At 55.2% G+C, this 19,231-nt stretch carries 22 protein-coding genes and 4 pseudogenes; 18 read left to right on the plus strand and 8 right to left on the minus strand.

The annotated features are described in order from the left end of the window. Nucleotides 1-237 precede the first annotated feature (237 nt). Nucleotides 238-1,494 (plus strand): phage NrS-1 polymerase family protein, encoded by a 1,257-nt coding sequence (locus C495_RS16195; protein WP_008164855.1) that lies wholly within the window; start codon nucleotides 238-240, stop codon nucleotides 1,492-1,494. A 236-nt stretch (nucleotides 1,495-1,730) separates the two neighbouring features. Here the strand turns inward: C495_RS16195 and C495_RS16200 are convergent, their stop codons facing one another. After that, nucleotides 1,731-2,033: a hypothetical protein gene (locus C495_RS16200; RefSeq protein WP_152418922.1), complete on the minus strand. Its 303-nt coding sequence runs from the start codon at nucleotides 2,031-2,033 to the stop codon at nucleotides 1,731-1,733. 125 nt (nucleotides 2,034-2,158) lie between these two features. Continuing rightward, a complete protein-coding gene (locus C495_RS16205; RefSeq protein WP_008164857.1) occupies nucleotides 2,159-2,845 on the minus strand; it encodes a helix-turn-helix domain-containing protein in 687 nt (228 codons plus the stop codon). A gap of 223 nt (nucleotides 2,846-3,068) precedes the next feature. Here C495_RS16205 and C495_RS16210 point away from each other — a divergent pair, with 223 nt between their 5' ends. From C495_RS16210 to C495_RS16225, 3 genes are all read left to right on the plus strand, one after another. Next, the gene (locus C495_RS16210) at nucleotides 3,069-3,269 is read left to right on the plus strand and encodes a hypothetical protein (protein WP_008164859.1); all 201 of its coding nucleotides are present in this window, start codon (nucleotides 3,069-3,071) and stop codon (nucleotides 3,267-3,269) included. Nucleotides 3,270-3,305: 36 nt separating this feature from the next. Then, nucleotides 3,306-3,503, plus strand: coding sequence for a HalOD1 output domain-containing protein (locus tag C495_RS16215; RefSeq protein WP_338036885.1), 198 nt, complete (start codon nucleotides 3,306-3,308; stop codon nucleotides 3,501-3,503). A gap of 930 nt (nucleotides 3,504-4,433) precedes the next feature. Beyond that, nucleotides 4,434-4,706, plus strand: coding sequence for a PadR family transcriptional regulator (locus C495_RS16225; protein WP_008164865.1), 273 nt, complete (start codon nucleotides 4,434-4,436; stop codon nucleotides 4,704-4,706). 648 nt (nucleotides 4,707-5,354) lie between these two features. Here C495_RS16225 and C495_RS16235 read toward each other — a convergent pair. Next, nucleotides 5,355-6,524 (minus strand): annotated as a pseudogene (locus C495_RS16235) (ISH3 family transposase). Between the two features lie 163 nt (nucleotides 6,525-6,687). On the opposite strand from C495_RS16235, the gene C495_RS16240 reads away from it, so the two are divergent. From C495_RS16240 to C495_RS18165, 3 genes are read left to right on the plus strand one after another with little or no spacing between them, the layout of a single operon-like run. Beyond that, nucleotides 6,688-7,068: a hypothetical protein gene (locus tag C495_RS16240; protein WP_008164870.1), complete on the plus strand. Its 381-nt coding sequence runs from the start codon at nucleotides 6,688-6,690 to the stop codon at nucleotides 7,066-7,068. Continuing rightward, nucleotides 7,065-7,637, plus strand: a complete 573-nt coding sequence (locus tag C495_RS18560) for a hypothetical protein (RefSeq protein ID WP_008164872.1) — start codon at nucleotides 7,065-7,067, stop codon at nucleotides 7,635-7,637. Before C495_RS16240 ends, C495_RS18560 begins: the two co-directional genes overlap by 4 nt. Nucleotides 7,638-7,653: 16 nt before the next feature. Beyond that, nucleotides 7,654-7,824 carry a hypothetical protein gene (locus tag C495_RS18165; RefSeq protein ID WP_008164874.1) on the plus strand — a complete coding sequence of 57 codons (171 nt, stop codon included), beginning with the start codon at nucleotides 7,654-7,656 and terminating at the stop codon, nucleotides 7,822-7,824. A 236-nt stretch (nucleotides 7,825-8,060) separates the two neighbouring features. On the opposite strand, the gene C495_RS17890 is transcribed toward C495_RS18165, so the two are convergent. Further along, nucleotides 8,061-8,210 (minus strand): hypothetical protein, encoded by a 150-nt coding sequence (locus C495_RS17890; protein WP_161605574.1) that lies wholly within the window; start codon nucleotides 8,208-8,210, stop codon nucleotides 8,061-8,063. A 273-nt stretch (nucleotides 8,211-8,483) separates the two neighbouring features. On the opposite strand from C495_RS17890, the gene C495_RS16250 reads away from it, so the two are divergent. After that, nucleotides 8,484-9,332, plus strand: coding sequence for a hypothetical protein (locus C495_RS16250; RefSeq protein ID WP_008164876.1), 849 nt, complete (start codon nucleotides 8,484-8,486; stop codon nucleotides 9,330-9,332). A gap of 126 nt (nucleotides 9,333-9,458) precedes the next feature. Here the strand turns inward: C495_RS16250 and C495_RS16255 are convergent, their stop codons facing one another. Beyond that, nucleotides 9,459-10,541 (minus strand): AI-2E family transporter, encoded by a 1,083-nt coding sequence (locus C495_RS16255; RefSeq protein ID WP_008164878.1) that lies wholly within the window; start codon nucleotides 10,539-10,541, stop codon nucleotides 9,459-9,461. 278 nt (nucleotides 10,542-10,819) lie between these two features. Between C495_RS16255 and C495_RS16260 the strand changes: the two genes are divergently transcribed. The 3 genes and pseudogenes from C495_RS16260 (at nucleotide 10,820) to C495_RS18395 (ending at nucleotide 11,887) form a co-directional block, all read left to right on the plus strand. Beyond that, a complete protein-coding gene (locus C495_RS16260) occupies nucleotides 10,820-11,179 on the plus strand; it encodes a MarR family transcriptional regulator (RefSeq protein ID WP_008164879.1) in 360 nt (119 codons plus the stop codon). Continuing rightward, a pseudogene (locus C495_RS16265) lies at nucleotides 11,176-11,518 on the plus strand (PemK-like protein). Before C495_RS16260 ends, C495_RS16265 begins: the two are co-directional and overlap by 4 nt. Before the next feature lie 7 nt (nucleotides 11,519-11,525). After that, a pseudogene (locus C495_RS18395) lies at nucleotides 11,526-11,887 on the plus strand (DUF7558 family protein). Between the two features lie 158 nt (nucleotides 11,888-12,045). Here C495_RS18395 and C495_RS17740 read toward each other — a convergent pair. Then, complete coding sequence (locus tag C495_RS17740; RefSeq protein ID WP_152418923.1) at nucleotides 12,046-12,249, minus strand: hypothetical protein; 204 nt, start codon at nucleotides 12,247-12,249, stop codon at nucleotides 12,046-12,048. A gap of 555 nt (nucleotides 12,250-12,804) precedes the next feature. Between C495_RS17740 and C495_RS18700 the strand changes: the two genes are divergently transcribed. The 7 genes and pseudogenes from C495_RS18700 to C495_RS18640 all read left to right on the plus strand — a co-directional run. Beyond that, on the plus strand, nucleotides 12,805-12,942 hold the full coding sequence (locus C495_RS18700; RefSeq protein ID WP_449406476.1) for a DUF7563 family protein: 138 nt from the start codon (nucleotides 12,805-12,807) through the stop codon (nucleotides 12,940-12,942). An 86-nt stretch (nucleotides 12,943-13,028) separates the two neighbouring features. After that, entirely contained in the window at nucleotides 13,029-13,910 is an 882-nt protein-coding gene (locus tag C495_RS16270; protein WP_008164885.1) for a biosurfactant protein 1, read from the plus strand. 355 nt (nucleotides 13,911-14,265) lie between these two features. Then, nucleotides 14,266-14,517 (plus strand): hypothetical protein, encoded by a 252-nt coding sequence (locus C495_RS16275; RefSeq protein ID WP_008164888.1) that lies wholly within the window; start codon nucleotides 14,266-14,268, stop codon nucleotides 14,515-14,517. Then, complete coding sequence (locus tag C495_RS16280) at nucleotides 14,514-14,987, plus strand: hypothetical protein (protein WP_008164890.1); 474 nt, start codon at nucleotides 14,514-14,516, stop codon at nucleotides 14,985-14,987. Before C495_RS16275 ends, C495_RS16280 begins: the two co-directional genes overlap by 4 nt. 85 nt (nucleotides 14,988-15,072) lie before the next feature. Then, nucleotides 15,073-15,573, plus strand: a complete 501-nt coding sequence (locus C495_RS16285; protein ID WP_008164892.1) for a hypothetical protein — start codon at nucleotides 15,073-15,075, stop codon at nucleotides 15,571-15,573. 6 nt (nucleotides 15,574-15,579) lie between these two features. Beyond that, nucleotides 15,580-15,945: a DUF7568 family protein gene (locus C495_RS16290; RefSeq protein ID WP_008164893.1), complete on the plus strand. Its 366-nt coding sequence runs from the start codon at nucleotides 15,580-15,582 to the stop codon at nucleotides 15,943-15,945. Between the two features lie 154 nt (nucleotides 15,946-16,099). Then, nucleotides 16,100-16,231, plus strand: a pseudogene (locus tag C495_RS18640) (transcriptional regulator); the annotation flags it as partial. A 7-nt stretch (nucleotides 16,232-16,238) separates the two neighbouring features. On the opposite strand, the gene C495_RS16295 reads toward C495_RS18640, so the two are convergent. Continuing rightward, nucleotides 16,239-17,225 carry a M23 family metallopeptidase gene (locus C495_RS16295; RefSeq protein ID WP_008164895.1) on the minus strand — a complete coding sequence of 329 codons (987 nt, stop codon included), beginning with the start codon at nucleotides 17,223-17,225 and terminating at the stop codon, nucleotides 16,239-16,241. A gap of 37 nt (nucleotides 17,226-17,262) precedes the next feature. Next, complete coding sequence (locus C495_RS16300) at nucleotides 17,263-19,227, minus strand: serine hydrolase domain-containing protein (RefSeq protein ID WP_083902504.1); 1,965 nt, start codon at nucleotides 19,225-19,227, stop codon at nucleotides 17,263-17,265. Nucleotides 19,228-19,231: the final 4 nt, after the last annotated feature.

Here is a 19,231-nt window from a genome sequence, read left to right on the forward strand (position 1 = left end):
TTACCCGCAAACGAGCGTGTCAGTGTATACTATTTGATGTAAATATGCCCCGACAGCCTTGTCAGGGCAAAAATCGCAAGACGGCACCGGATGTCAGGGCAATGTCGGGGCAAAAACCGACTAGTATAGAGGGGGGTTACCCCGTCGGTCAGGGCATCTGTATGGGCAGTTGTGTCGGTATCTCGAGTTTATTAGACTCCTCCAGAATCGGAGAGCCATCACCAATGGTGTTCAAAGATGAGTAATAAGTTAGAGAGTGAAACCGATGTCGAAGCGATACCTGAAGCGCTCACTGAGCGAGCACAGTGGATCTGCTGGCGAGAAGAGAACCGAAACGGTGACCCGACGAAGATTCCAGTTGATCCGGAGACCGGCGACTTTGCATCGTCGACGGACGATCGTACGTGGAGTGACCTCGAGACCGCACTCGAGTATGCATCTACTGGTAAAGCAGATGGACTTGGATTCGTCTTTACGAGTACAGACCCGATCGTTGGGATCGACTTAGACAAGTGCCGAGATCCAGAGACTGGGAGACCAGATCCGGAAGCAAAGAGGATCGTCCAGCAACTCGAGTCCTATACGGAAGTCTCTCCATCTGGTACGGGCTATCACGTCATCATTCATGGCGACTTCCCCGGCGGGCGAAACCGGCGTGGCGGTGTCGAGATGTACGATCAGTCTCGCTTTTTCACTGTGACCGCAGACCACGTCGACGGGACGCCGACGTCGATCAATGAACGCCAGGACGCCCTCGAGGCAGTTCACGAGGAGTTCGTCGCTGAAGACGATACCAACGACGTCGACGCCACTGACAGTCGACGTGATGAGTTGGGTCAGAGTCAGACGCTTGATCTCGAGGACGAGGAACTGCTCGAGAAAGCTCGCTCGGCGGGCAACGGAGAGAAGTTCGACCGGCTATGGCGAGGCAACATCAGTGGATACGACAGCCAGTCGGAAGCCGATATGGCACTGTGCTGCCTGCTGGCGTTCTGGACTGGTGGAAATCGGATGCAGATGGATCGGCTGTTTCGACAATCAGGACTTATCCGAGGCAAATGGGACGACATCCACCACGCCGATGGATCGACATACGGAGAGAAGACCCTCGAGCGCGCGATCGCTGCGACGGGTGACTTCTACGAGCCGACGACGCCTACTGTAGAGACGTCAGTGGATACTGCTGCTGAGACTGATACTGACACGGCTTGGACTCTCGAGGGTGGTATCGCGGAACCGGGCTCTGTAGGGGGTGATCGAGTGTACCTCGAGGAGAAGAACGACCTTCTCGAGGCTCGTATCGACGAACTGGAGCAGCTCGTTGCAGATCAACGTGACCAGATCGAACAACTCACAGCAGAGCGCCAGCAGTTGCGATCGATCGTTGAACAGCAAGAGAGCGACCTCGAGGATACTACTGAGCCATCCTCCGAGAAAGATGAGGAGACATCATCACTCCGAACACGGATGCAGCGATTGTGGCGGCGAAGCTGATCTGCCAGGTAGTTACCCCACAAGTGAAATCGATAGTCGACTCGTGGGGTAACTCCAAAGGAGAACGTGGCTGTCATAGAATAGCTCACAGATTCTCTTTGCAACTCCCGGTGAACGGTAAGTACAGGTGATACAATTATCGGTCCAGCAATTTGCATCCCCGATTGCTGTCAAAAACGGCGGTTTTGAATATGGAGATTAGTGCAGCAGAAGGCACATGATCACCTTTGAGAGCGTCAGAACGTGTTGTTAGGGATCCGTTCTCTGTTGTCACTAAGTAATCGAACTACCGGTTCGATCTCTTCCCAATTTGACCCCTTCAAAATATTATCGTAGTCTCTCTCCCATACGATGTAGTCCATGTCGTCAAGTTTTGGAAGATGCGTGTGAACCAGTTCCACCTTGTATTCTTCTGTTTCTCGTGCATCGTTTTCTTCGAAGGCCTCTGGTCCGTCCACTGGATTGTGATCCAGTAGTTCCAAAAGAATCTGCCGCCGCGCTTGATCTCCGAGTGCTTCTGCAATTTGGTCAAATCCCATCCTCATTCTCACGCTCTGTATAAGAGTCCCCGAAGGTTTCCGTTCGCTGCATGGTGGACAAGGTTGGTATCAAGTAGCACCCAGCACAGAAGGTCTCTTCCGCGGTCGAGATGGGGTTGACGCAATCAGGATTCCTGGGCCGGCTCGAACTCCTCGTCGAGTTCCTCTTCCATTGCAATGAGCGTGTTTGTGGTGAGCGTCTCGATTGCACGCCGGAGTCGCTCTGTGACGGCCTGGTCGGAGATCCCAAGCTCATCCGCCAGATCCTGTGTAGACATTTGTCGTGGGATCGAGTAGTATCCACCCTGCACAGCGCGCACCAGTGTTTCACGCTGAGCTTGTGTCACTCCATACCATATCCCGGTCCCCGGGCGGACGGGATTGTAAATCCGTCCGACTTCAAGGGGAATGTGCGCGTTCGAACAGTATTCCTGAAACTCACTGAGTGTCTCATGAGTGGGAAACCGAATCTCGAACTCCCAGGTTCTGACCGTTCCGGTGGCACTCAGGAGCTGTCCCTGTAGATCGACAATCCCCTGTAAGAATACGTCCCGACCGACGTTCCATTCCAACGAATACAGGCGCTCGGCGTCGTGGCGCGTCACTTCGATAATGCGTTCGACCGACGGATGGTTCTCGACGTTTTCTTCAAACGATTCTCGAACCTCATCGCTCACCGAAAAGAACGGAACGGCCTTCTCACCTAGCGGCACCATATTTTCGAGTTCGACTGTTCCGCTGGCTTCCAGTTCGAGGATCCGGCCAAGTTCGAATGAGGCGGCTGGAATCCGGAGGTGAGCGATGACTGCCATTCTTTGCTAGATGGTGAGGTTCGAGACGTGTAAATATGGGCAGCATGGTGTATCATACCTCAAAAAATGGCATGGTGTGCCATGCAGAACGGCAGACCTATGCGAGTGGCGTCCCTTCGAGACGGTGGACCAAACGCCCTGCACGAAGTGTAACCTTGATGGTGTGGATGTGGTTGTGGCTTCCCACTCCTCACTTCGGGTCGAGGATCATGGCCCACTCTCCATGACACGTAACCAACTCGATGATGTTTTGATTACCAGTGACGACGAATTCGAGGCCATCCTTACCGAGGCGGTCGAGAAGGCCATCAAGGCTGACGTGGACGTGCGCGGTGCCTGGGAGTTTCGAACGCGAGGTTCGACCCATGACTGGGAGGTACAAATCACCGAACTGGCCAGATACGACGATCACGAAGAGGAATAACCGATGTGTACAGTCCCAGGGGAGTCCGTTGAATCTGTGAGCGTTGCAATTGTGATGGCTGTCGCAGAACGAGAAGGGATCACTCCCGAGGAGTTGCGACCGCTGCATGACGTTGTTGATCCAGACGCGCTTGACGCATTGTGTACCACTTCTGAAATTTCGGTTGCGTTTCCGTACGAAGGGTATGTCGTCACAGTCACCGCCGATGAGCCGATCCATCTCGAAAAGCACTGATGAATAATTATCTATTCTGACAGACCGTTCAGCGTTCAATACGCATACCTACTCATCGGTCAGTTCACCGAAGTATGGGTTGTAATTAATATCCTGGGAAGCGTTCTATGACACCGTCAGAGAACAGTTGCTCGAGTAATTTCGCTGCTCACCAGAACGGTTTCTCATCCCCGAAGGGGTGAGGGGAATCATAGACTCTCCTCACTGACTATGAGTTCAGAACCACCAATACCGAAACTGGGAGTCGGCTACAAGACGCCTCGAGAGATAACGACCACGTCACGGGAGACTAGCCAACACCTTTCTGTTCCAAACGACCGTAGCAGAGTCTCGATCGTCTCGTATGTGGAGTGGGTTCTCATCGAACTCACACATGAAAACCTCGCTGCCGAGTACCGGTCGTCACATCTCTGGGGCACCAGACGCACACAGTATACCGCAGAGAACCCTCGAGGAGAGGTCTTCTCAAAGCATCACTACGATGCTCGGCTTGGTTGGCAGACCGAGACACTCGTTCGGGAGGAACTCCGAACAGAGCTCGTGAACCGGTTATCGAGATCTCGTCCAGAGACATCGGATCCAGATCTCGATGCACTGTGTCGATGTGACCGTTTCGTGCTTAAACCGATCAGAAAACCTCGCTAACGGCAGAATACGAATTGACATCCAAGAGTAGAGAGAACTCGAGGCCCATCGGGAGTGGGAAGATCAGTATGTCGGTGAGCTACTCTCGAGTTCGGAGTGAGAAAGTCGCAACCGCTGAGCGTGCGCGCTAGGTCAGATCCCTCGAGTACTCTATCACAACCACAGTCTCAGGATGTCGTGACAGATAGAAGAGTCAGCTAGCGTATAAAGAAACGACTAGTTGGATCAGCTTACATCCACGTACGTGTGGTATAACAAATATCATCTCACCTGAATGGCTGGGCTATGGACGACCTCACAGGATTCCAACGAGATCTGCTGTACGTGATTGCGGGCGCTGACCAGCCATCTGGACAGGACGTCAAAGACGAGATCGAGCAGTACTACAGTTCAGAGATCAATCATGGTCGGCTGTACCCGAATCTCGATACGGTCGTCAACAAGGAACTCGTCGAGAAAGGGCAACTCGACAGACGCACGAACTATTACGCGATTACAGACGAGGGAGAGCAAGCGATTGAGGACCGCCGTGAGTGGAAATCCCAGTACATCGACTAAACCGAGATCAGAAGCGGTCTGGATCACTGCTTTGCTCCCCGAACCGGTAAATACAGGACAGGTACTGTTCGGTACTTTCGACTATAGGAGAGTGAAAAGAACAGACTGATCACAACTTCTCGGCGATTTCCTCAGCAGTAGTCACCAGTCGATAGAGTAGATAAATGACAACCAAACCACTGAGAATAATAAGTGCAGGAACAAGTTCAAGCTCTAACAGAGAGACTATAACAACCCCAACAAGCAACGAGAGGAAAAGTTCGGCCAACGTTCTGTGGGGATGATCGGTATGAGAGGGGGCCATATTTCGATTTCAGATTCTTGATTAAAATTCTTTGTGGAAATGGGTGGTCTAAGGTGCTGGTTGAGACGGCTCAGCGTTAGGTACGCAGCTGTAGTATGCGGATGAGTTGCTGAAACAACTGTGTTGGAGTAGATCTCAGTGAGTGGCTTGCAATTGCCGCCTTCGATAATCAGTACCTCACAAAGCATCACCAGTTAGCCTGACCTGAGTCACCTGTTCTGTCGTGATGAGTCGTCGATAGCGGTTGAACAACACTAATCGAAGACGGAGCTGTCGCTGTCGGCGGCGGTCAGCCGCCGACGCGACAGCGTAGCCACTCACAAGGCGGCGATCCCGTTCAGTGACTATCGGTGGAATCGGTCGTCAGGTGGCCGGTTTGCGGGGACGGCCCGACGCACCGCGAGGGCCGTCCACGCAGCCCGGCGAACCATGTTGACGAACTCCTTGTATGGCCACCACCAGAGGCGACGCCCGCCTCGGCGGGGCGTCGCCACGTATTCGTAGTGCAGATACCGCCAAACGTTCTGTAGCAGCAGACTCACTACGACGTACAGCAGTCTGACCGTCGCGTCTCGCGTCGTTGTTGTCGCTATCGCTTGCTCGGACAAGCGATAGCTCGACTCGATACCGAAGCGTTTCTAGTAGTGGTATCGAGCGTCGCGTGGAGTCTCAATGAACGGCGCGTCAGCGGCGTAGCCGTGACGCGCCACCCCGTGTTCGTCGTACCGTCCATTCAGGTACGTACAGTCAATGTAGACGGGAAACTCGACGGTCCAACTGTGACCGTCGAGTTTCCCTGTCAAGTCATGTTGGATGACGCGACTCCACCCTTCCGAGAGTTCCTGCTGAATCGCCTCACCCCACCGGATGACCGGGACGATGTAAGCGTAGTTGTGCGCCTGAAGCAGCGTGAGACACTTGCTGTCGTAGAATCCGCGATCAAGGTAGACGGCCTTGACCTCGGTGTCAAGGCCGTCAAGCACACCGAGGAACTCAGCGAGGACACTGCTGGCGGTGTCGCCGTCTTCGAGACGGCGCACCGACAGCGTGTAGCGTTTGTTCCGCACGCGTGCGTAGAGCGTGGCGTAGGCGTGGAACGAAGTGGTTCCTCGCTTTGCTTCCGAGTGGTAGAGGCCGTCTGTGTCGTCTTCGTCACCGTAGTAGGGTCGCAGGTGGAGGTCTGCACAGACCTCCACCTGCTCGGGGAGCAGTTCGACGACATCCTGCCGAAGGAGTGTGTTAGCGACTCGTTCGAGCCGTTTCGGCTCGAACTTCGTCCGCAGGTGATAGAGGATCGTGTTTGCAGATGGCGAGTTTTCACTGGAGTTGCATAGCGTTGAGATCGAGGTCCCGTCGGCGGTTGCGCCGACGAGGACCTCGTAGATGTCCTCTGGGTCGATTTCAGCGTTGTTGGCGAGGTTCAGAGAAACTTCCTCGTCGAGTCGGTTGACGAGGAAGTTAAGGAACTGGTCTTCGTGTATTTCACTGTCTGCTTGCTGCTGGTGTTTGGACACATCTTCAGCAAGCAGACGTTCTAACTAACCGGCTTTGTGAAGTACTGATAATAGAGAGAAAGCCCCTGACGCGCTCGAGTCCCGCGACTCGCCCCCATCGGTGCACAAGCTATGTGCATGAGGCGAAAACGTTATTGGCCTGTGTGCAAAACTTGCACATACAATGAGCGCAAGTGACAAACCTCGACGTGTCCATTTCCAGTCTCCGGAGTATCTCGTTGAGCGACTAGATGCTGTCGCTGGCCTCTTCGATAAGGACCGAACAGATCTACTCGTAGAAGCCATCCGCGAGTATCTGGAGGACACAGCGGAGAGTGAAACATTCCAGGACTTGGTTGCTGAACGGTACTACGACGACCAACTCGAGTTCGAGACGGTCAAACAGCTCGTCGGCGCAGAAACTGCACAGCGACTTCGCCTCCTCAAAGCAGATCTGGAGAGTGAGTCATTCGATCTTGCGCCTCCGGATGACGTCGACATCTATACTGGTGAGACCACAACGGTCGATTCTACGAACGCGTCTGATACGTCTGGCGAGCAATGAACGGCGAGTTACAGCTTCGAACAGTAGTTGCCGATACGAGCGCACTTGTGAGTCTCGCCGTACCTCGTGCCGATGAACGATACGACACAGAGACGTCACCGGATCCACTCCAGTACTTGCTTACATCGTGTGAGGTCTTCGTTCCACCAGAAGTCGTTTCAGAACTCCGTGATCTCGCTCAGTATCACGATATACATGGGGCGGCGGCGACGAACGTTCTCGCTGCTCGAGACTATTACGCTGTCGAGGATCCGTACGAACGATCGAACACACCAGAATCGCGTCCGACGTTTGGACTCGACGATGGCGAAACCGACGGTATTGTCCTTGCGAACGCGCTCGAAGTCGATGGCTTCCTGACCGACGAGTTTGGCGGGACGAACTTCGCACTCGTACACGCCGTACTCACCGGCCCACGGATCATCCCAACACCGAGACTCATCTGCGACTATGCCCGTAATGGCCACATGAGCCACGAAGAGGCGCGAACGCTTATCGAGTCGATTAGTCCGCATCGGAGCTGGGAAAACAGTCCCTATGTGACCCAACTTCTCACTCTGTTAGAATGAACTGCTCAACACGTCGATGACGTCCAATAGTGGTTTTCCGGAAAAAGTCGACGAAGAGGTTCGCCAGCTGTATGAGCGATATCTGTCCGCCAAGAGTGATGAAAAACGTCACGAGATTGCCCTCGAGATGGGGAAACTTGACGGGCGCCGGCACGCTGAGATCTACGAGGTTCTCGAGGACGAGTGACTCTCTCTGGACAATCCTTTACATAGAAATTAAAAGCCCCTGACGCGCTCGAGTCCCGCGCCTAGCGAGCCGTACGCGTCTCACTGGCCTTCGCTCGTTTCACTCGCGAAGGTCTCGCTGTCGTTCGAGAGAGCAAAGCCCTCTCGTGATGACGAAAGACGGAGTCTTTCGAACCACGCGCCTCACAGACTACGGTGCTTGCTCTGCGAGACACAAGTGTCTCGCCGATCCCTCGCTCACCTGTTCGCGAGGACGTCGTCGGGGTTCCCCGAGTACGTCAGCCCCTTTCGATCCCACCCACGTGGACTAATCAACTGGCCGTCGAAGACAGTTGTTCCCTCCTCAGAGACGGCACGTCCCGCTCGCCGCTTCTGCTCTTCGCTCACTCTCGCTCTTCGGTTGCCAGTATTAAGCGCGCTTTCGGTCTTCGCTGCCGCTCAGACACGTAAACGGCTTAAAACTGGCCGCTCGCTCCGGTTGAAGCGCCGCGCGTTACTGGTTGGATCTGTTATCAGCGCGTCTCGCTCGCGCCCTGACGGGCGCTTACGAAGGCGCGAGCGAGACGCGTGTGATGGATGAGTTGGACAGCGAGAGAGCCAGGGCTGGAGAGTCGTGGTGTCGGAAAGACGCCGAGTGAGCGCCTTTGGAGTTAAAGTCCAATGTCTAGTAAGAAGTCGGTTAGTAAGGTCGTTTCGGTCGATGAACAAGCATACGAGCAGGAAGCGGGTCGAGCGGAGCACGAGGACGTCATTGACGAGACTCCGGAGTTCCGGGCCACGGTGGAGATGGAGATTCAGGCGAAGGTCGATGCAAACCACCCAGACGGGATCGTCGACACGAGTGAGAATCGGATCTACGGCGTGACCTTGGCTCAGGAAGAGCGTATTCAGGCCAGAGAGGAGGAACTCGAGCGAATCAGTGCACAGGCAGCGTTCGGTCGACAGGAGGGACGAGCGGAGCGAACGAGAGCGGTGGTTGAACAGGCACGTCGTAGCCAGCGGACGGTCAAGGAAGTCGATCCTCGAGAGAAACTTGGACAAGAGAAGTTAGGCCAGGTCAATCGGCAGGCACAGCGGTTGGCCGAAGACGTCAACGGTGGGTACACGCGAGCGGTCATCGCGAAGCGGATCGCCAGTCGGGTGCTCGAGGGTGAAGCGATGTTCGAGGCAGTGATGGATACGAAAGAAGAGATGCAGCATGAGGCAGGGACGATTGTGCCGATTGGAAGACTCGAGTCAATTAGGAGAGGCGAGGTCAGCGTGGAAGGGCGCGTGATCGAACTGTGGGAGCCCTTGAGCACAAGCATGCAGCAGGTTGGACTAATTGAAGACGAGACTGGACGTACGAAATTCACGATCTGGACGAAGAGCAGACAGACGAAGGTGCGAGAAGGTGAGCTGGTGCGGTTCAGGGCGGCGGCGAAGAACTGGTACAATGGGCGATGTTCGATCGCGTTGACTCGATGGTCGGAAATCGTGTTCCCAGAGCGCAGTCAGTGGTGGGAGTAGCCGGGAAACCTCTCTTTTTTGCTGATTCCCGATCACCCACTACCCACCTCCCCACCCGCCTCCACGTTCCGGGCTGCTCACGGCCAAGGGCCGTTTTGCTGCCGGGCTTTCGCTGATCCCGGACGGTCATTTTGGTTCGCCGTGGAGCAGTCGGGGTAATTCCATTTGCACGAATAGTGTCGCAGCGACCATCAAAAGCGGTCCAAGAAAGATACCATACCAGCCGAAAGCGACTGGCCCGAGGATGTATGCGAAGAGGATGAGGCCTGTCGGAAACATTCGGCCTGAGAGTGATGGTCGGATGTAGGTTCGGATGACTCCATCGAAGAGGACACCCATAACAACGTAAAACACGACAGGAAACCACAATGCGACAAGATCGGTCTGAATAGCCAGTACCGCGAGATAGACAACGATCGCTGCGTACACAATGTTCCGACCAATAAGTGGGATAACTGAAGCAAGGCCGGTGATGATGGCTAGCAATAGCACTTGTGGGATCGCAAGCCCAGCTGGTGCAATCGCATTGAGGAGCGTGTAGAGAATCGCAGCGAGTACCATGATTGCGAGAATCGTCAGGGTGTAGCCGAAAAAGATAGAACTGAGTCCCTTGTCAATCGCTTGGGCGAACTCGTCAACACGGGTTCTCTCACCGATCATCTCGAGTCGAAACCACTCAGCAAGTCGCTGCTCATCACGAACGAGGAAGAACACAAAAATAAGAGTGATGAACATGTTGTATGCTGCTGCTACGAACGCGCTCAGTACGTCACCGCCCCACTCGATTACCGATCCGAAAGAAGGGTCGGTCGCAAGGTCCTCCACAAAGGGGTAAACCTCCTCCTCCGCTGTGGGCACCGTGTCCGGGATTCCGTCAGGAAACAACGTTTCGACGATCAGTTCGAAATCAGTTGCGTCGAGGGTTGCAAGTTGTACAATAGCGATGGAAGCGAGGATAATGAGGATACCGACAAACGGTAAAATAACAAGTCCAAGAGTGATGATTGCAGCCGTACTTTCTGAAAACCAGCGTTGGCGGAGCTGTCGTGCCACCGGCCGAGCCACATAATAGAGAAACACACCGAAGACGATCCAGCCGAGATACCCACGAAGTGTATACACCAGGATGATTGCAAGAACGAGCCCGAAAACCCACCAGCTAAGTTGTGAGCGAAGTCGTTTATCGCCAAAACCATCGTTTGAATCCATGGATACGGAACGAACACCCCTTGAGAACAAGCGTCTTGGGGGGACGAACTCATAGACTAGGGATTACAACACTGGGAAGAGCAGTATATCGAAGACACTCTACGATCTCGACGGAGACTGCTCCACAACACAGTTTCTTGGACACGTACCCTCGAGGACCACATCATCACGACGTCGACAGAGTGAATGACAGCATCAGACCGGCCTTCAGACATGAGTGGGTAACTCCTTAATAAACACCCAAAGCAGCTATTCACCCACGGCACCAACACTAATTTATGTCGAGCGGCACCATCGATATCGACGAGTTCGAGAACGTCGACGACGATGAATTCGAGGAACGAAACGACACCGAGCGGATCGTGCTATTCCTCGATGAGAACGACGACCGGGCGTGGAAGGCGGCGACGATTGCTGAACAACTCGAACTGGATACGGACGCCGTCAGTGCGATCCTCTCGCGACTGAAGGAACGAGGTCTTGTGCGGCACAAGCGCCCGTACTGGGCGATCACAGACAACGAGGACCGGCTCCGAGCCGCCTACCGGCTTCACCAGCACCACCAGACTGCAGACGAGCAGTACGGCGAGGAGGATCTCGAGGAGTTGAAAACTAACGAGATGGAGGAAGTGCAGTGACCACGTTCGATGAACTGGGAGTCGGCGACATCATTTGGGGGGACCGATCCGCTCTCGGACAAAGGTCGTCCGATGCTTGTTCTAGGAACACCTCGGTTCCCGAACAACGGCGTACAGCTGATCACCGTCCTGATCTCCACGAAGACCTACCACGAGGAGTCACTCACGCTCCGCGACGACGACTACGAAGGCGAGCCACTCGGGGGACGAAGTCACGGCCTTCCGTGGTCGCTCGCGACCCTCAACAGTGCGACAGAGGTGGAATTCCATATAACTGCTCTTGCTGACGAACGGACCGAGGACGTGGCCACACAGTTAATCAGCTACATTTCTTCTTGAACGAACCGTGCTGTCGTCAACGGCGACACCGGGAAGTAGGAGTGATATCGGAGCAGGTAACACGTATACGTGGTGGCAGAACAAGCGAGTCTCCCACCCGATCTGTGACAACTTCCAGACGCGGCTGGATCCGGACGAGCGTGACCATCATGCTTGCGACGGGTGTGGATTGGCCGTCGACACGATTGTGGCGCCGCCGGCGTTTCGCGCCGGCTTTCAGCGTGACCTTCGGTCCCGCCTGGCTCACGCGGTTCCGCGTTGAACTCGGCCATCTCGAGAGCTCTACAGTTGTGTGCGAGGTGTAGCCCCGGAGGCCCGGCGACGTACTGGACACACACCATCAAGGAGCACGTTGTAGCGGTTGAGTAGAGTACGAGATTGGCATGGCATTTCTTTTTTCTTCCAATCGAACTGAACTATCCGTTCACTACAGCTGCTTAGTGACCATCGGATGCATCTCCTGACGGCGGAACGAAGGAGTAGATGATAAGAACTACACTTCCCAGAGCGAGAAACAAACCAANTGCTTAGTGACCATCGGATGCATCTCCTGACGGCGGAACGAAGGAGTAGATGATAAGAACTACACTTCCCAGAGCGAGAAACAAACCAATTCCGTCATCTCCTCCAAAAACGAACAGAAAGGCTAAAACAGCAAGTGCTAAGGCTGCTATAGCAGAACGGATTGCACTGAGATATGATACCACCAGTCTCGAATGTTCGTCAGCCATGATACAAATCCCCATTTGAGATTAATAAGTACAGAGGCTTTCGTCCGTACGAAGCGATATGTGTGTATCCTGTANCGAATGTTCGTCAGCCATGATACAAATCCCCATTTGAGATTAATAAGTACAGAGGCTTTCGTCCGTACGAAGCGATATGTGTGTATCCTGTATTTGTCGCGAGTTTCACAGAGAGCCCCGAACAAAGGAACCGTGTTACTGTCTACTTCGAGATGAGTTTCTGTGCCCCACGAGTGGGTGAGGGGCAGTCGGAGCTGCTCATTGCCTCTCGTGAACACCATGACTCTCAGAGAAATTTATGAGACGGCGTTCGACGAAGACGTCCAGCCTGACTCGAGTGCCAGTTCGTGTCCGAAGTGCAACGGACGGGTTACCACTAACGTAGTCGAAACCATGTGTGAAGACTGTGGGTATCTCGTGGAAACGCAACACAACCAGATGCGGAGACGAGTCAATTACGCGTAGATCGCATGCTATTAGCCAAAATCATACAAGTATTGGAGCAAGACATTTACCGAAGGGATAACAAGAGTTTGGACAATGCCAGAATGTGATGGCTGTGGCTCTCATGTCACTGAGAGCTATTACCGGGTTTTCGCTGTTGATGGGAAGCTCTCAGCGTGTATCCATTGTTCCACCAACCGTGACGCTCGAGAAGCAGGACTCCGCGACCAGTAGCTTCTAAGTAATTCTATTGCTAGCTCTTCTCTATCGAACTGGAACCTGCATCGAGACGCAAGATAACACAATCCACTATCCAATCAATGACTGATCGATATTCTGATTTTGAGGAACTTCGTCCGACCGGCGAAGCGTCGGATGTTCCAGATGAGACACTCAGCGAGTGTGAGGGTGATCCTGATCGACAGCGGGTTGCGACGGCGACGACTGGATATCCAGACACTCCAGCGGAAACGGATACCGAGTGTCGATCCTGTGGCGCACCGATCCCAGCTGACCAGACGAGATGCCTGTTCTGTCTCACCAACCATCTCGAGAACTCCTCTTCTGAGACAGACGCACCAGCACCAGAGTGGACACTCCTCGGCGTCGTCCACATGCTGGTCGAGTCGTCGACGTTCTACGGCGCTGTCGCGAAAGGCGGGGCCGCTGCGACGCTCCTTGCCTCGAGTGTGGCGGAATCAACCGTCAACGACTGCACGATCATCTATGATCTCGAGGACGAACCTGCAGCCCAATTGACCGATCAGTGGCCTGTACTACCCGCTGCAGTACGGATCTCGTCCGCTGATGGTGAGCAGCTTTTCGCAGCGGCCCATGATCGAACAGGGTGGACTGACCAATCAGCGGTGGATGGCAACTACGAACCAACAACGTATCTCTACGACGAAGGTGGGACTGGTATTCGCGACGAGCAACGACTTGCGACGCTGCTCGCCAACGCCGGCGATGATGCGTGGCTAGTTCCTGCAATTGCTCTCCAGCAGGCACCTCAAGAACGTGAACCTGAGAACCAAGACAGTACCATTCCAACCAAAGAACGCCTCGAGTGTCTCCAGTGCGGACGTACAACCGATCATCGATTCGGCGATCATGAATCGGTTCCCGACGAAACCTGGACCGGCCACGCAATCTGGGAGTGCCAGGTCTGCGGGGCGCCACGCTACGGGCCGAACCCAGAGTAAATTGCCACGCGTCATGTCTTAACCAACAGACGGCAATGGAGCCGCGTGGATGTTGGTTAATCGAAGCGGTCGTCCGTGCGATCGTGTTCTGTTCGTCTGCGCCGCAATCGGCTGGGGCGCATCGAATGGATCCACGCAACACACCAGATCCAGACTGTATCATGCACTCACCCAACTCAATGATCTCGAAGTCGATCAGCTGAGTGACGCAGACAGAGAACGAATCGAGACAGCAACGGCGCTCTTGGAGGAAGTGAGTCTTCTCACTCGACCAAAGAGTGAATAGTTCACCCGCTCTCCGTCATCGCAGGCTTCTCCATAGACGCTTAAGTAATCCCGAACCGATTGTGTATACATGGCCACCGATCTCACCGAACGTGTCCAAGAGATCGCAGAAGCACGAGATGTCGCCGAGTCGGAGATCCTTGAACAGGCTCTGGAACGCGGTGTCGAAGATCTCTGGATCGATCTGGTTCTCTCGCGGTATGTCAACGATGAAATCGACCGGGAAACGGCAATTGACCTCGTTGGGCGAGATCGCGTCAAGCGTGCAGAACGCGAACTCAAGCTAGTTGAAGACGATGTTCAGTGGGGTCTGAGTGCGTGATCGTCGCGGTCGCTGATACAGGCCCACTCATTCATCTCGACGAAATCGGTGCAATTGACGTGCTGTCAGCAGTCGATGGATTGCTCATCCCTCAGACCGTGTACGAGGAACTCGAGGCAGGTACAGTTCCTCCTGCACTCAGCAATCTCGAGTACGAACTCGTTGAGGCTGATCCAACTGAACTCACAGTGGATCTGAACCTCGATCCTGGTGAAACCGCCGCCCTCGCGGTCGCATCCGACCGCTCAGCTGTTCTGTTGACTGATGATCTCGAAGCTCGAGATACTGCTAACGATCTCAGTATTGAAGTGCACGGTTCAATCGGTGTTATCGTTCTCGCGTATCATCGTGACCAACTTACGAGATCAAAGGCAGCCGAGCTAATGCGGGCACTGCAAACAGAAACAAGCCTATTTATTACAGATTCGGTGGTTGAAAAAGGAATTTCGCTGCTTGAAAGTTCATCTTGATTTTGTGCGCCGGTCATGGGTGCCGGCGCACTGGGTAAGACCAAGCGAACACTGACCAGAGCGTCGGCGCAGCGAGGTACTCAAGATGCATATGATCATTTATTCGTTGGTGGAGGCATCGACAGCAGAAGAGGCACTGTCAACAGGGAAGACAGTGTTCGATCGACTGGTTGGCGCGGAGCCACAGTCCTGTGCCGTATTCGACTACTACGTCACCTTCGACGACGAGGACACGACAGTGGCTGGAAAAGCACGGTGGGGTGACCTGCCGACGGCTGCGCCCATCACATCAGAGGAAGGCGAAGAACTCCTCGAGCGGGCCTGGGAGACCACCAAGAAAGAGTTCCAGCGCAATCTGACTCGGGTGAAGCAAGCACTCGAGGAGCACAGCGACGACGAAATCATGCGTGATGCGGGCCTTGCCCGTCATGCCTTCAAGCGGGTCGGTGCTTCTCGTGGCCCGTCGATCTGCTTGTACGATCAACATGCGACTGGCATTCGTCACCGTGGACACCTCGATCGACTCCTCGAGGAAAAGGTTGAGAACAAGACGTGCTGGATCGTGCCGGCAGACGTCCATTTTTGAGTGACCATGCCCCGAATCACCAACTGGACACGAGAGAGTCGAACACCCACGCTAGCATATCGAAACACAGAGACTGGAGCTCGAGCCGTTCTGCATCGTGCACCGGACTCTTACGCCTACAAGTGGCGGGCAGCGATCCTCGTCGACGGCTATCCCATCTGGTCTCGAGGCTTCGAGACCAAAGACGCGACCAGCGTTCGGGATGCACTTCGAGACCGACCAGCCCCCGAACTCTCGTGTTCAGAGTGTCCAAACGACGATGTCATCGTCGGCCAGAAATCTGCCGCTGGTGCGAAGCTCCAACGATGGTTCGACTGTCCTGACTGTGGCTACGAAGCGCCCTCGCAGATCGTCTACGGCGCAGAACACTAGCAGAGCAGATAGGGAGTAGCAACGCAACTCATATTTTATATCATTTCTCTCGAGTAGTTGAGAGATCGGAACTGATGAATACAAAGCGCGAGTCTTGCACAAGTGATTAGTCTGATTGAATATTCTGCTTTCCGCCAACCTGAGAAATCTTCGTTATTTCGTTGACTCCACACGGCGGGGCTCGATTGAGGGCACTGTACTCATCGAACGCGAGAAAGCAGAACGCCTGTGCGACGCCGATGAGCTTCGTGATCTCATCCGCGAGCGCGGTGGCAGCCCTGTCTGAACACCTGTCATGACTGGTCTGTCGGCTTTCTTGTTTTCACTCCCTGGCCGCAGTGGACTATTGCTTGCTTGTCGTTCATAAAGTCTCCGTCCGGATGCCGTGTGTCGGTGGCATCGAACCTGGCGGGGAGTCCGATACCGATAGAGAGTCGAGAACGGTCCTGAACGTGCATGTGCAACTGTGGCTCGCTGGCGTTGCCCGAGTACCCGCAGGAAGCGATCTGTTCACCCTGCTCAATAGTGTCTCCCACTTGGACTGTGAGGCTTCCCTGCTGGAGATGTGCAAGCACGGTGACCATATCGCCGTGGTCGATCACAACGTAGTTGCCGTAGATTGAACGGTAGGTTGGGGCTGGTGCACCGTTTGCACGACTGCTGTCGTTCCGACTATCTGTAGCGTTGACAACGGTCCCGTCAGCCGGCGCGAGCACGGGTTCCCCATAACAGTAGTGTGTGGCAGGATCGGTGCCTGAGGCGGCCTTGTCGTAGGTCGATCCCTTGTCATCAGTGATGACAAAGTCGTAGGCGTACCGATGCTGTGGAACGCCGGTATCGTGGGCGAACGTCTTGTCCGGGCTCCCCGAAAGGATGGTCCACTCGTCGTCAAAGGGTAGCCAAAGCGGTTGCTCTTGATCGAACTCGTCAGGGTCGGGGGTGAGCTTGCGCCCACGAACCACAGCCATGTTGCATCGGTGGATAATCGATTGCACGAGTGGAACCGGATGGATGGTCGCCCAGCCAGCTCCCAGATGGCCACGAACGCCAGTCGGCTCTCGGTCTTCAATCCACTCAGTCGGATCTCCCTCGTCTGTCAGCCATTCAAGCGCGATTGCAACAGGGATGAACAGAAAACAAAGGTAAAATAGGCCAAAGACAGGGTGGACCCATTCCCAAAAGCCCAGAAAGCCGAGCCACCAGTATTCGCTGGTGAAGTTCTGGATGCTGTCGAGTCGAGTACCGTCCGTCGAAAGCGGGTGGGTTTCGGTGACTGTCATTGTTGGTTTGGGTTTTGATTCATCGTAGCAGGAGAGTTCATAGTAGCAGGAGGTTCCAGTACCACAGGAAGGTGGCCGTTCCAAGCAGTACGAGTGCTGTCAGGGTGTACAGCAACTGGCGTCGCGGGCTCCAGCACCGGGTGAGCAGGGTGTACAGTGCAAGCGCAACCGTACCAACCGTTGTTGCGACGCCGATGACTGGCAGCGCATACGCCAGCAGAAACGCAGAAGATGGGTCGGTGAGGTAGCCGACGAGATACTGCGTCTGTCCGACAGTCATGTAGCCGAGCAACAATAGTAAAAACGCAAGGAAGGTGCCGCTTCCGAGGTGTGCCATAAGCGACGACAGCCGATCCGGATCAGAGCGCGTTGACGCAAGCCACTCACGACGGGACTCTTCCCGGTTGCGGTCCGGTTTGTATTCGTTGTATGCCCAGCCCAGGCCGAACAGGCTTCCGATGAGCGCACCGCCGTGCAGCGTTGTCGACTGATACCAACTTGTCTCCACGAATGCACTGGGGGTGCCGCCCAGGAACAGCTGAGAGAGCTCACCATCGTCGTCTTCTCCGAATGCAAGCCGGTCGCTGCCGTCCTCGCGCTCGAACACAAGCGGTTCGATTTCGACCCATCGGGTTGCGCCGCCGCCATCGTCAACGAGAAGTGCCCCATCGTCTGCGAGGGCAACGTCGATTGAGGGGGCGTTTAACGTCGTTGTAAAGAGGCTATCGTGTGCTTGTGTCCCGTGTCGAATCGACCGATAGCTTCCAGGGAGCTCCTCCGCACGATGTGGGTCGCTTGGATTGGGAGACTCGTGTGAGGGGTCGGGAAGCAGCGCTTCGACGACCGTATCGGCGAGGTCGAGTTCCAGACCGTTGTCGTTGTACGCGGTGAACACGCCGATATCATGCTCCGGAGCGAGGCGGAGTTCACTGGTGAACCCACTGGCTGGACTGGCGCCGTCGTGACGGAGCACCCGTGTGTCGCCGTGTCTGCTTTCAGCGAACCCAAACGCCATCCCCGAAATCGCCTCGTGGTGGGTGAACCACTGCTGATGAGAGTGGTCGATCGCAGCAGGATCGAGCACCTGCTCGCCATCGAGGCGCCCTTCGTTCAGATGGAGCAGCATGAACCGGGCCATATCAGTGGCACTGGCCGACATCGCGCCTGCTGGGCTGATGCCCAATCCACCGAACCTTCCGGCCGCTCCAATTCCGCCTTCTCCAGTTGCGTGGACTTCGTCTATCGCGCTGGGAAGTGGCTGTGCGAAGCTCGATGTCTCCATCCCTGCAGGTTCGAACAGTACAGCTGCCATCGCTTCGGCAAAGGGATCGCCAGCCGCTTCGGCGAGTGACTGTCCGGCCAGTGCAATCCCGTGGTTCGAGTAGGAACCCAGTGTTCCTGGCGACCGTACCTGTGCAGGCATCGGATCGAGATGCTCGGGGAGTGGCCCCACGTCTTCGGGCGATGGGAACCACATATTGTGGTTCGTTGCTTCGAATCCCCCAGTATGGGCCGCAAGGTTGGCAAGCGTGACTGGCTCATCCCAGTTGACGAGCCCGTTGTCAATGTACTCCTGAACTGGCGTTTCTGGGTCGAGATTGCCGCGTGCGATCAGTTCCGCGATTGCAGTACAGACGACGGGCTTTGAGACGGAGGCGATCCGAAATGGCGTCGTCGGTTCGGCAGGAAGGCCAGTCTCCGAATCGGCGAGACCGTACCCTTCCGAGAGGACAACCTCATCATCGACAACGACTGCGACCGCCGCGCCCGGAACGTCCGCGTCTTCGAGAAGGTCCTCGACGATCGACGCTATCTCGCGTTGGTGGTCGTCGCCCTCCGCTGCGGCGCTGTCGCGCTGCTGTTGACCTGCATCGTCGGCTGATCGGGGGCGGGCAATGCCTGCTACGGTGCCAGACAGCGTGATGCCGGCTGTAACCCCGCCAACGCCAGTGAGCACCTCGCGTCGTGTCTTTGACCGTCTGCATTGATGTTCATCAGACATGTGT

The sequence above is a fragment of the Natronorubrum sulfidifaciens JCM 14089 genome, from assembly GCF_000337735.1.
GTDB lineage: Archaea > Halobacteriota > Halobacteria > Halobacteriales > Natrialbaceae > Natronorubrum > Natronorubrum sulfidifaciens.